Origin of the sequence: Acetobacter sp. DmW_136 (assembly GCF_008690365.1) — a bacterium.
In the GTDB taxonomy this organism is placed as follows: Bacteria; Pseudomonadota; Alphaproteobacteria; order Acetobacterales; family Acetobacteraceae; genus Acetobacter; species Acetobacter oryzifermentans.
Genome location: NZ_VHON01000016.1, coordinates 100,118 through 113,338 on the forward strand (window position 1 = coordinate 100,118; position 13,221 = coordinate 113,338).

Here is a 13,221-nt window from a genome sequence, read left to right on the forward strand (position 1 = left end):
TTTTTTATTAGTGTTTTTGCTGTTGCGTAATATCAGGGCCAAATGGACGATCACCCAAAATTGTCGCGCGATGCATGATACGGCGATGTGGACGATAATCATCCACAGCATAATGCTGTGTGGCGCGATTATCCCAAAAAGCAACATCCCCTTCCTGCCATGTCCAACGCACGCTAAACTCCGGCTTACTGAGGTGTTGGAATAAAAAACGCAGTAAAGCGGCGCTTTCTTCTATTTCCAGACCGCACACTTCCGTGGTGAAACCTTCATTTACAAAAATGGCCCGCTTATTGGTTTCTGGATGAATACGGATAACGGGGTGTTCTACCGGGGGTAGTTGCTCACGCGTACGCAACCATTTTTCTTTCTCCGCTTCTGTCCGTCCAAAGCGAGAAAGTGGAAAGGAATGTGTAAAGTCATGCAAGGCTGTCAGATGTTCCAGCCGCTGCTTCATTCCGTCTGAAAGAGCATCATACGCAGCAGTTGCACTTGCCCATAATGTGTCTCCCCCAGAAGGTGGAAGATGACGTGCCGCCAATACAGCACCTAGAGGTGGTGTCTGGCTAAACGTGACATCCGTATGCCACAGCGCATTATCCTTAAGATCATTCTGCTCTGTATCCAAAACAATAATTTCAGGCGCTTCTGCAACGGTCGGATAAATAGGATGGAGATGTAGCGGGCCAAAATGTTGGGCAAAATCACGTTGCTCACGCGGTGTTATGGTCTGGTTCCTGAAGAACAGAACCTGATGCCTTAGCAGCAATTCCCGCAACCTGTTTTCCGCTTCAGACGTAAGCGGCTGAGCAAGGTTTACACCAGATACAATGGCACCAATGGCTGGCGAAAGCGGCGTTACGCTCATCTGCCCAGTGTCGATACCCGGCTTTGCGCCATGAAGAATAGGAGAAGAAATACGGCTGATATCAAGATGATGAGAAGAAAGTGACACGGAAGCCTCCTGCATGACGTAAATTTCACCACTTTAACGCGTTGTTATTTTCGAGGTTATGCGCCTAAATAAACTTAGTCAAACTGTATTATTATTGAATCACGATCATTTTTTACATTTATTGCAATATTAAACTATTTTAATTAGTGGTATTTAGTAGTGCATCGGCACATCAGCTCTAAAATATAAGGAAAATACGGGCTTACATGCTGCAAACCCGTATCTTTAAATATTACATTCTGTAAGTGAATTCGCCGCCAAACATGGCTGGATCACCGAGCTGCCCATAAAAAACAGCTCCGGCGGATAGAGAGGTCATGGTTACAAAATACCGCTTATCCAGCATATTATGCCCCCAGAAACTCAAATCCCATTTGCCGGATTCTGGACGAATACCAACATGAGCATCCAATATGCCGTATGGCTTGATACGTGTGTATCGAGATTCAGAAGGTTCTGCATAATATTGTGACCGATATCTATAATCTGCCCCAACATAAAACAGTAACTTGCTCCAGAATGGGTTCTTTGTGCCACCAATATTCTTGATGGGCACAGTATATTCCAAACCTGTTGACAGATTCCATTTGGAATTCAGCGGAACTTGGTTGCCTGTCAGGCTGTACAATCCACCAATGTTGGATGATTCCAAGGGATGCGTTGCATTATTAAAAGAAGCATAGAAGGCATCTGTGTAGGACGCTGAAATTCTTCCTTCCAAGCCAGGAATAATCACACCGCGCGCATCCAACTCAAAACCACGAGATATAACGTGCTTGGCATTTGTTAGATAAGAAATTGTTGTGCCGCCAGATGTATAGTAAGATGCACTTGTAATATAATTATGCACATTATTCCAAAATGCTGTTGCATTTACAAAAAGGCGCTTGTGCAAAAATGTGTTTTTTAACCCAAACTCAAACATATCATTTATTTCTGGTTTAACGTCTGGGTTTGCACCTTCTGTAATATTCAAGTTTACCAGGTTAATGCCGCCATTACGTACACCACGACTATATGTGGCATAAAGCATGTGGTTTTCATTTAAACGATAAACGACACTCAAGCTCCCGCTCGGCTCATGTTCACGATGCGTAGCATGATAAGACACAGGCGCCCCAAACACATCGGCTGCCATAGCCGGAATGGCAGAATTAACAATGCGGGATGAATATCCGCCTGATTTACTTACAAAGGAGTATCTAAAGCCCCCTTCTACTTCCAGTTTAGAAGTGATTTTGTATTTTCCACGTACATATCCTGCAACCTCGTTTGTAACAGGGTTATCATGTGCAAGTTGGCTTGCCCCGTTTAAGGCTGCGTTATAAATATCCGGGCTATAGCCGTAACCAAGATATTTGGCCCCCTGCGCTGTTATCGTATTATGAATATAATCTGGCACCTCCTCATACATATAAAACACGCCGCCAGTTACTTGATAACGACGATTTTCCGGAGAAGAAATGCGCAGTTCTTCCGTAGCATTCTGCTCATAAACCTGATTATTGTCCGCAGACCAAAGCTGTAAGCCCGGCGTATTTCCCGCACCATCAGAAAGAGCATTATGTGGATACCAAAACCAGTTACGCCATGAAGCTATATTTTCAAGCTTCCACTGATTAGGAAGTTGGTAACCAACATTCAAGGAAACACCATATGTTTCCTGATCTACGGCCTGGCTGCCACTTGCAGGGCCGCTAACCAACATATCCCGCACACCATGTTTGGGTACGGGCTCAGCCCCAGCATATGCTGCACGATCCCAGTAATTTCCAGAAATAGCCTCTCCATTAGAATAGTTGCTTAAAGTAGTTGTCATGGGGGTGATGCAGCAACTTTCCCGTAGATGCGTGTAATCACCAATAAGGCGAATTGTAAGCCCTTCTGTTGGTTTAGCCAATAACTGAGCTTTTGCACCCAAAGTGTGATAGTCTTGGTAATACCTATTGGTTGTAACGTTTTTAACATACCCATCACGGTTCATGGAAAAACCTGACAGGCTGTAAGCAACCTTATCACTATTTCCTACTGCACCAGTGGCACGCACACGAACATTAGCTGTATTGTAGCTGCCATAATCACCCGTTACTGTGTATTGTCTTTTAAAAGATGGCGCCAATGTTGTTATATTTATGGTTCCGCTATCATTATCTATACCACCGCGCGTAGCCTGTGGCCCTTTAAGCACTTCTATTCCTGCTAGATCACTAATATCCCCCAGCACTGCACCGGGGCGTGTTTGATAGACCCCATCAATATACACTGCAGCACCATTTTCCAGCCCATCTTGTGCAGTAGAGCTAAAATTACCTAATCCACGAATATTTATAGCGGTATTGCGTGGATTAGACACTTGCAATGAAACAGATGGCAAAAGGCTTGTAGCCTGCGGCAGATTGGTAATCTGATGTGTTTGCAAGTCTTTTTCTGTAACTGTTGTAACAGATACAGGATCGTTCTGCCGTTTCAAAATTTGTTTTCGACTTGTACTGATAGCACCATGCACACTCACTGCCTCTGAATGCGCAGATTCTACAGCGCTAACTGCTGCGGATTTACGGGCATGCGCCGCGCCTTGCTGCTTAGCTGCATGTGGCGTGCGATGTTTACCGCCTGTTACATTCTGAGTTTCTGCATTTGTGCGTGCAGATGCCGTTTTTTCCAACCAGCATGAAGCCAAAATAAGCACGGCAGAACAAAACAGAAAACGGCGTGTAAGAAGATCAAACGATGATCTATCTGCCGCAGACACCAAGGCCTGATTTCTGAATGCACTCATAAATGGCTCCAAAATAACTATTTTGTTTAGTTGTTATATTAACCAACAATATAACCGACACATTGTATTTTTTTAGTCAATACGATTCGTATGATATTTTATTATAAATTACTAAATAAAATAGTTATTTATAAGCGCATTCCGTCTACTGTTGGGCTAATTGCTGGCAGCAACTCGCCCAAAAGGTAAAAGCCATTCCTATGAGCAACGACATAGAAATTTTTATACGAGATAGAGACTTAACCCGAACCTTTATACATGCACGTCAGAACGGGTATGATTGGCGTAAATATTCCTATGCCTAGGGCGCTTGATGCGAAAAGAGCCTCTGTTGGGAAACCACCATATGCATGAGCCAAAAGGTATTCTGCTCTGATGCAGAGTTTATTATGCCTAGACCTGGATGAAATAAAATAATTATTTTGAAACCTGATTTTCTGTTCTCTCGAAAAAAGAATTTTGGTTCGACAATAATTTCGCCAATGGTCTTAAAATACCAGGCCACCAACCCAAGACAAATGCAACATTACAAGCTGCAAACGATACCAAACCAACCCACAGCAGAAAGCCAAATCCACCGCCTTCGTTTCCAACTGCAATGGCCAATGTAAGAACTAGAAGAACCACCGCCCCGCCTCGAATTTGTGCCTTACGACGATGAGAGCGTAGTTCTGGCACACCAGTTGCACGGCGATGCTGGAATTGCGTGAGCGCCAGCAGAGCAAAAGCCACGAACAGCACTAATTCGAGAGCAAAAGAAAACAGAAACGCCGCCATTACATCGTCTCCACCACAGGAGTGTGTGTTAAGAGCGCTTTTTTTCGTGACCGCCGAGATAGAATGACTACCATCAGCAAAGCCAACGTGGCGCCAGCCAGTAGCACTGCATCCATTCCACCCACAGGCCATAGGTATGAATGAGACAACGTGCGTAACAAGTGATCACCTGTTGTGATCCAATTTAATATAGTGGCTGAGAGTGCCAGAAAACCGATAGCAGCACACTGTATGATCCACACACGCAGCGGCCAGAGCAAGCCATGAATACATGCCCCCAGCCAGACGCTATAGAAAACACAAACTTCAAGCGATGCACGCTCTAACCCAAAAACATGTGTACCCAGTGGCAACAAGCGATTGGCAACAAAAAATGCCAACGTTGCAAGGATAATCCCGGTGATAGACCCCGCCGCTATGCCTTCTACCAAACGGAAACCAACCTGCTCACCTTGCCGCTTTCGCCTTGCCTCCAACCAGAACAGAAAGCCGGTTCCAATCAGCACACAACTCCCCAGCCCAAGCAGGAAGTAAATCCACCGTAACACCCAATGATGAAACTCAATAAGATGCACACCACTCAGAAAACGCTGCACCCGCATAACAGGGTTTAAGCGTGATGCTCGGGAAAGAAATTTACCGGTTGAGCCTTCAAACGCTATGACATCTCTATCAATAACCACCTGATTTTCATTGCCCCGAAAAAAAGCAATCCGGCTCGTCGTCATACCGGGGTTTGTGACAAGAACCAGATGAGGCTGCTCTCCGCCCCATAGCGCGCGGGCATGCTTTGCTGCTTCATCTAGTGAAGCAACTGGTGCACCAGGTTTTCCGTGTTTTACAGATAGAAATGAAAGGCCATTTGAATCAAAAAAGTAAGCACGCGCATTTGGGTAAACGGTATTCACAGCAGTTGGAAAATAAGTTCCGCCTAAAATAACCAGTCCGGAAAACGCCAGAATGATATGAAAGGGCAGCCCGAGCACGCCCGTAACATTGTGAAGATCCAGCAACATACGCCGTGGCTTGGCACGCGGTCGGAACGTAAAAAAATCCACAAATATCTTGCGATGGATAATTACGCCGGTAACGCATAGGGCAAGCATGGCCATAGTGGCCACCCCTACCAACCATTCCCCTACGTTCATGAGGCCAAGATTGAGTGTATAGTGGAATGGAAAAATAAATTCGGTTGCACCTAATGTTCCTGCATCCGGCAGTTCATGGCCTGTTACTGGGTCAATGTCAGCACTGATGGTTTTTTGTCTGGTGCCATAATGTGTGTGAATAACTGCATCTCGGTCATTCGGTAGAGTCACGTTCCAAAACGCAGCTTTTGCGGAAATTGCTTTATTGAGGGATGGACGAAAACTCTCAAGTGGCAAGGTGCTGGTAGCCGGAGGCAGACGTGTAGTCGGCTTCATCCAAAGATCAATCTCACTATCAAAAACCGACAGTGTTCCCATCCAGAAGATTGCGAAAAGAATACTCCCCAGCACGACGCCCGCCCAAGTGTGTAGCCACCCCATGGATCGGCGGAAATCTTGCTTCATCACTTATCCTCCATGCCCGATAAAGGAAGTCAGCCCATAACTGGCCGCAATAAGCACAGAGAATACTGCAACAGGCTGCCACAGTGCCGTTGCTGCAAAAACCCACAGCCCAAGGCAGAGGTACAACACAAAAACCAACATGATCCCCAATGTAACCGCATCCACCCGCGGAACACCTGAACTCACGAGGAGGAGGCAAAAAATTGCCATCGCCGAGGATGAAGCAAAATACCCTCCTCCAACTGCAAGAAGAACTCGTGCCACCACTTCAAGCCGAGACCTGAACATCAGAAATCAGCCATCACGGCAAAGCGGAATGTTCTTGGTGTGCTCAGAGAAAGGTAGTTATACCCGCCAGAATTCCAATAACGCGCATTTGTTACGTTATCCACATTCAGAAGGAAGGAAAGTTTTCCGTCTTTTGATGCGGGGTTTTTCATTGCGTAACGCGCACCCATATCCAGCCTTACCCAGCCCGGTATGCTTCTGCGGTTCGCTCCATTTTCGATATATTCCGAATGCGTGTACATAATATCGGCTGTAGCCGAAAGGCCCTTTACAAACGGAAGATCGTAATCCAGCCCCATATTAAAATTGACAGGTGATGCGTTTGCTGCGCGTTGGCCGTTATTGGTGCCACCTTGGGTATGTGTAAGAATGGGATCTAGAAGCGTCACCCCACCTGTGGCACGCAACCCATGTGTGATTTCTCCAGCAATATTCAGTTCCAACCCACGATTACGCTGGTTACCATTAACCGACATTGTATTGGTGTTGATATCTGTAACCGTGCTTGGTTGAGATATCTGAAAAACATCAAATGTTAGAAGAACTTTTTTTAAATCTGCTTTAACGCCAACTTCGTACTGGGTTGATTTGTAGGGTGCAAAAATTTCCCCCGAATTGGCATAATTTGAGGCAACAGTTGTGCCCTGCTGAAGGCCCTGAATCCAGTTGCCATAAATTGAGACATTTTTAAGAGGTTTGAAAACCGCTAGAACCGAAGGGCTGATGGCCGTTCTGTCATAAACGCCGGTTTTTGTTCCAACGTGATCCGAACCTGTATTGGCACTTTGAACGCGCTGCACACGCAAGCCAGCCGTGACCTGAATACGCTTATTCAACGCAGAAATCGTGTCAACAAACGCAAGGCTAGACAGTGTTGAGTAGCTTGTTTGCCCTGCACTGCTAGGAACAGATATCTGGTTACCTGATGAAAACGCACCTGCTCCATTGTAAATATTAAGATTATACGCGGGAAGCCCCGTATTAACCCCAAACGCACGCCCAAAATCAAGATGAAGCCGGTTTGCAGAAAAAGCCACTTCCTGCGTAATAGGGCCGCTATCAATTTTGCCGCGCACACCAACTTCTGCGGTCAGATAACGTCCATGCTGTGCAACCCCCACCGGGGTCGCGCCACGTGAATTACCGGCAGTATCATTCACAACAATCTGCTGAAAATATGCGCCTCTCAAATCGTAATCATGCACACCAACACTGCCATAAGCCGTGAAGTTTCGGAAAAGATCGACTTCTCCACGAAAAACACCAAAGAGATCCTGACCATGTATGTAAGTGCCGGGCAGATTGAAGTTGCGTTTTGCCCGCCCTGCATCCGGGATAGGAATACCTGATGCAAGCTGGAAAAATGGCAAAACACCTTCAATATCGCGATATTGATATCCAAAATCTGTTGAAAGCCGCACACGGTGCAGGCGTAAATCAACCCCTGCTCCAACCAGAGCCGTTTTCATGTCATTATAAGGAATTGCTGTTGGGCCAGAACGGATCATGCCGTTAACACGCACACCAAGCTGTTTTTCCTTACCAAAGCGCCGACCAACATCAGCATGACCACCAAACTGCGCGTTGGAGGTATAATCTGCTTCAATTTTGGAAAGAGGCGTATCCTTTGCGCGCTTCGGCACAATATTAACAACACCGCCAATAGCGCCACCGGGTGACATACCATTAAGCAGCGCCGCCGGGCCACGAAGAACCTCAACCCGCTCAGCCAATTCGGATGTAATGCCCCCAAAAGGCATCATTCCATACAAACCGCCGTAGGAAATATCGACATTATCTATATTAAAACCACGTATCTGTAGCCGTTCTACCCCTGCTGTTCCCGTTGCAAACCCTGCTCTAACAGATGGATCATCCTTTAATGCATCACGAATACTTCTTATCTGGCGCTTTTCAATAAAGTCTTCGGTGTAGCTTGTCTGATTAAACGGCGTGTCCATCACATCCCGGTTGCCCAACATACCGAGTTGCCCACCTCGCGCGATTTCACCCCCTGGAAGAGTTGGTGGCAGATTGTCGATTATAGCAGTAGAAGGAACCATATTCTGCACCTCCCCCGCAACACGTACTGGCCCCAGTATGATTGCGGTAGAAGCAGGAACAATTTTGTAAGCGCGCACCCCGCTTTGCAAATACGTTAGTCCGGTTCCTCGCAAAAGGCGTGCAAGTGCTTCAGATGGTGCAAAACGCCCTTGCAATCCGCCTGTTGTTTTGCCCGCAAGCATTGGGGCTTGCGAAGTGAGGGGAGCATGCGCCTGCGTGCTGAAAGCAACAAGTGCATCTGAAAGAGAACCAGCCGCAATATTGAATGTTGTTGTGGGCAGAGTGGTAGCTGCGGCAACAGAAGGATTTGTAACCACAGTTTGTGCACAGGCTATCGGGGTTAAAGCTGTAAAGGTTGCGAGAGACAGAAACGCTACGGTTGCTCGTCTGCCATATGAAAAAGCAGTATCTTTGGAAGTAAAAGTAGGTAAGACGCGCTGATAATCTGTTTTCAAAAATAGTTTTTTTGAAAAATGTTTTCCCGGAATACTGGATGCTACAGCTCTTCGTGCAGAGAATAGAGGCTGAATGTTTATGTGGGCTCTCATCGTCGCAGTATTTTCCATCCTGTCCGGCCGTCCTGTTATTATAATGCGATTCATTCGCATTATTGGCTTTCAACTAGATAGATATTCCTGCGGCGTGATTTTTCCCTCTTTCGAAAATTTTTTAAGGTGAGTCTGGAAAAAAGTTATGTAATCTTTTGATAATGTTATGTTTTTTTGAAAATATTTTTTACCCTAACGAGAGCTGATAATATCAACCCACGACATCAGTGATGACACTTTGCCACCATAAGCATCTACGATAAGACGCAATGATGCTTCAGGTTGGTTGAGATCATATGTTCCCGTAACGCGCTTGTTTGATAATTTGTAATCGGCCAAGATAATCCGGGTTGCAGTCCATGGACGCAAAGCATCAATCAAGTCTGCAATAGTCTCATTACGGGCAATCAATATGCCTGCACTCCAAGCCCCAATACTTGCTACAGGTGCTTTACCTGTACTTGCAGTGCCATCAGTTATTTGTTCCCAGTCCCCTGCGTAAAGATCCCGGTCTATCAATTTGGAGTGGCGTGATGTCACATGCACAGCCCCTTCCCTTACGCCAACCGTTGTATTGTTGTTATCCACCCTGATATCAAAAGTTGTACCTATATCCGTTACGGTGATATCTCCAGTTGTAACGTGGAAAGGCCGCGCTAACTCGTGATGGACTTTGAACAGTGCCTCCCCTTGGATCAAATGAACCCGCCGCTCGGAAGCATTCATTGTAATCGAAATGGCTGCACGAGGCGCGAGAATAATCTCGCTTCCATCGGCCAGATAAATGTTGCGTGTCTGACCGATGGGTGCGTAATGATCCGCCCTGAACCGCATGAGCATATCGGGCGTAATAAAGGTTAACGCAGCAAAGGCTGCCGCCAATGCCATCCCACACCCTGCCATAAGCTGCCTTGGGGCGGAAAAGCGCATATGCTTGCACCAAGAAGGTTTACAAGGCACGGAAGAAGATGAAGGCACTGCCGCCATTACGGACGCAGTTATGTTCATATCCGCCCATGCTTGTACATGTGCGGGATTACTTGCGAGCCATTCTTCAAACTGACACTTCAGATTTTCATCATCTGGATCTTCTCGCAAGAAAAGATACCAACTGGCTGCGGCTTGGGCGGGGGTTTTTCGTGCTGTCATGCCGAACAAAGCCTCCCAGAACGCATGATAACAGCTTTTCTAATCTCACGCACGGAAGCAGAGTCAAAACGCCCTCTATATCTTACAGATGCGTAAGAGAACCTTTTTTTCCATCGGCTTGGATATCTCACGCGACACTACTGCCCTTCTTTACGGACACGGTCGCAAATCACCATACCATCTTCAATAAGGCCATGGACACGTGTCAGGGAAAGGCCCAGATGAGCAGCAATTTCACGCAGTTTCATACCTTCGAAATGATACATGTGGATCGCCTGTCGCTGGCGCGGGTCGGGCATGGCAGCAATTGCGTCCACAATGCGTTTCATTGCTTCGCGGGAAGCCACATTTTCTTCCGGCGATACCTGTCCGTCTATAATTGCGGCTGTTGCAGTCTCAAAATCCGTACCAAGGGTGCCTTCCCGACCCAACCTGCGCATTCTGGTAATGACCAGGTTGCGCACCATTGTTCGGAGATAATTCAGTGGCGCAGCAATCATCTCCACTTGCTGGCGGCTGAACAATAGCCAGACATCCTGAACAATATCTTCAGCGACTGTATGGTCTCCCGAAAGACGTGCCGCATAAGACAAAAGACTAGCCCTATGGGTCTGATAGAGTTCCAATGATGTGCGTTTCGAATTCAACGCAAGGCCCCTCCAGAGGCTTCAGTCTTTGCCTATCAGATTTAGAATTGCGATTGTTTCTCAGTTTCATTGCCATAAACCATTCCGCTTCGCAACCATCGGGCGAATAGCAAAACCAGAATTATCCCCAGAACAAAAGGAATGTCAGTTGCAACATCTACGCCAAGAAAGTGCGGTTCCATACTCATCGGGAGTTTGTATGCGATGTCCGCTTTAAGAAACTAACTGTTTGTCATCACAGCATCCTTCAAAAACACTTTTTGTTCAATCAGTTGTACGTGATGCCCCTATCTGGGCAATGCCATCTATCGTGAGGACAAACAACGCGGAGAAATCTTCATGTCTCAAAACTCTGTTGCTCCAGAATTCAGAGAAGCTCTGAAAGTTCTGCCATCCTTTGATGGCCTTTCGGATCAGAACCTCGCTGCCACCCGCAAGGCGTTTATCGCGGCCATTCGCAATGTACCGGTCATCGAACATCCAGACGTGACGATTGAAGAACATCATGTACCTGGGCCTCCTGGCGCCCCGGATGTTCCGGTCGTGGTTTATAGGCCCACGGGTGAACATCCGAATGCGCCAGCGTTGGTCTATATTCATAGTGGTGGCATCGTCAGCGGCACGCCGGAAGTAGATGATGCGCGATGCAAGCAGCTCGTAAGCGAATTGGGGCTGGTTATCTTCTCTGTTGATTACCGTCTGGCACCTGAGGCACCTTACCCAGCAGCAATAGAGGATTGTTATGCCGTTCTAAAGTGGGTTCATGAACAGTCCACTCATCTGGAAATTGATCGTAATCGCCTTGTCATCGGCGGGGACAGCGCTGGTGGTGGTCTGACTGCTTGCCTTGCCCTGCTGGCGCGAGACCGGGCAGAAGTGAAAGTTCTTTTCCAGTTACTTATCTATCCCATGCTGGATGATAGAACCGGAACAACTGTCATGCCCTCTCCGGAAATGGGCCAGTATATATGGACCCGTTCCGCTAATCACTACGCATGGAATGCTTATCTCGGCAAAGCACCCGGAAGTACGGGCGTTTCCGAATATGCATCGGCGTTTCGCGCGGCAGATCTGGCGGGATTGCCGCCTGCTTATATCGGAGTTGGATCTCTGGATCTTTTTCTAGACGAAGATCTTGAATATGCACGCCGTTTGATGGCAGCGGGTGTGGCAACAGAAGTCTGTGTCATTCCGGGCGCTTATCATGTGTTCGACGTGTTTATTCCCGATGCACCATTAAGTATACGGTTCAGACAATCCTATTTTTCCGCTCTAAAACGCGCACTTTCTATCTAGAAACTTATTTTTCTGTTTTACAAAAGAAAAATGCGTGCCCCACTCTTTCTGTTAGTCCAGTTGATGTGCAGGCAATACGGATCCATACCGCTGGCGTTCATCACTGGACTTCTCATGGTTGAATTGTGGCGCTTGAAAACCAAGGCTGGTCATGGCCTGTGCAGCAGGCATGGGTGACGCATAGCCCGAAACTAAACTGTGGCACATCCACATAGCCATCCGCAGATAGCCATGAAAACTCAGAGAAGCAGAGCTTGATGTTGGTGAGCATTGTGTGGGGTGACTGATGAAAGCTAACGGTATTCGTCCCGCACGTACGCGTTGGCACAAAGCCACGTAAAAGAAATCACATACCGGCACAAAACCGTTACAAGTCTGGTTTTGGTTGGCATGATAGAAGGGTGACACCAGCCGTATCTTCAAAATCGTCCGGATGCGCCGTGAGAGGCATGGACACGACATCGTCGCTCCGATGGTCGGCATAGACGAACGTCAAATAGTAAGACCGGTCGTTGTTCGAAGGATCACCATTAAACATTTTGTCCCATTCCAGCAGGTCACGCCGTAGAGACGATCCGCCGCTGCGGGTCCAGACCGCCGACACACAGTTTGAAACACGCTCGACGCGCACAATCAGTCGCCCATTGAGAAACGCCTTTCCATCAAGCTCCTCGTTGAACATCGTATTACCGTTGTAAGACTGTTCCTCCAAAGACTCTGGCTTGGTACCTGCGTATGCGGTGCCCCCTACACAGACAGCGCAAATCAGGCTTAGGATAGCGCGGGTCATCAAAATCGTCTTTCCAGCAGAAGCGTGGCCTCATCGTGCCATCTTTTGACCAGAAACACCATCGACGAGCGTGAAACTCTCACTGCTCTGAAGTGCCAGACGAACATTCAGACCCTTCCACTCGAGGGTGACATTCCTTGGTGCATGAATGACGTGGCCTTTCCGGAAAATATATATATTCTATACCATACCTCTTCGGACTCTATGGAAAGCCAACACGTCAAAGCAGACATCCCTGTATTCCGTGTTAGCAAATACCCCGTCCTTACATGTCGGGGTCAATCTCTCTTCCCGCCCGCACTTCGGGGTCATTTTCAAAAGCGTGTAGAACGGCTGACCAGAACGCCCGCAGGCTTGGAAAATTGCCCCAGTTGGGTG

The 13,221-nt window shown here is 47.2% G+C and carries 10 protein-coding genes; 1 reads left to right on the plus strand and 9 read right to left on the minus strand.

Translation table 11 applies throughout. The annotated features are described in order from the left end of the window. Positions 1-7: 7 nt before the first annotated feature. The 8 genes from tauD to FKW31_RS06810 all read right to left on the minus strand — a co-directional run bounded on the left by tauD (position 8) and on the right by FKW31_RS06810 (position 10,757). The gene (gene tauD / locus FKW31_RS06775; protein ID WP_089179051.1) at positions 8-952 is read right to left on the minus strand and encodes a taurine dioxygenase; all 945 of its coding nucleotides are present in this window, start codon (positions 950-952) and stop codon (positions 8-10) included. Between the two features lie 232 nt (positions 953-1,184). Then, complete coding sequence (locus tag FKW31_RS06780) at positions 1,185-3,731, minus strand: TonB-dependent receptor (protein WP_150178142.1); 2,547 nt, start codon at positions 3,729-3,731, stop codon at positions 1,185-1,187. A 417-nt stretch (positions 3,732-4,148) separates the two neighbouring features. Next, positions 4,149-4,508 carry a DUF3325 domain-containing protein gene (locus FKW31_RS06785; protein WP_166443386.1) on the minus strand — a complete coding sequence of 120 codons (360 nt, stop codon included), beginning with the start codon at positions 4,506-4,508 and terminating at the stop codon, positions 4,149-4,151. Beyond that, a complete protein-coding gene (locus tag FKW31_RS06790; RefSeq protein ID WP_238332761.1) occupies positions 4,508-6,061 on the minus strand; it encodes a PepSY domain-containing protein in 1,554 nt (517 codons plus the stop codon). The genes FKW31_RS06785 and FKW31_RS06790 overlap by 1 nt, the downstream gene beginning before the upstream one ends. Positions 6,062-6,064: 3 nt before the next feature. Next, positions 6,065-6,226: a hypothetical protein gene (locus tag FKW31_RS16370; protein WP_238332762.1), complete on the minus strand. Its 162-nt coding sequence runs from the start codon at positions 6,224-6,226 to the stop codon at positions 6,065-6,067. Between the two features lie 122 nt (positions 6,227-6,348). After that, on the minus strand, positions 6,349-8,730 hold the full coding sequence (locus FKW31_RS06800; RefSeq protein ID WP_238332763.1) for a TonB-dependent receptor: 2,382 nt from the start codon (positions 8,728-8,730) through the stop codon (positions 6,349-6,351). Positions 8,731-9,153: 423 nt separating this feature from the next. Then, entirely contained in the window at positions 9,154-10,110 is a 957-nt protein-coding gene (locus FKW31_RS06805) for a FecR domain-containing protein (RefSeq protein WP_150178145.1), read from the minus strand. A gap of 137 nt (positions 10,111-10,247) precedes the next feature. Continuing rightward, entirely contained in the window at positions 10,248-10,757 is a 510-nt protein-coding gene (locus FKW31_RS06810; protein ID WP_238332764.1) for an RNA polymerase sigma factor, read from the minus strand. Positions 10,758-11,096: 339 nt separating this feature from the next. Between FKW31_RS06810 and FKW31_RS06815 the strand changes: the two genes are divergently transcribed. Continuing rightward, entirely contained in the window at positions 11,097-12,053 is a 957-nt protein-coding gene (locus FKW31_RS06815; protein ID WP_063354116.1) for an alpha/beta hydrolase, read from the plus strand. A gap of 367 nt (positions 12,054-12,420) precedes the next feature. Here FKW31_RS06815 and FKW31_RS06820 read toward each other — a convergent pair whose 3' ends face one another. Then, on the minus strand, positions 12,421-12,843 hold the full coding sequence (locus FKW31_RS06820; protein WP_150178146.1) for a hypothetical protein: 423 nt from the start codon (positions 12,841-12,843) through the stop codon (positions 12,421-12,423). Positions 12,844-13,221 lie beyond the last annotated feature (378 nt).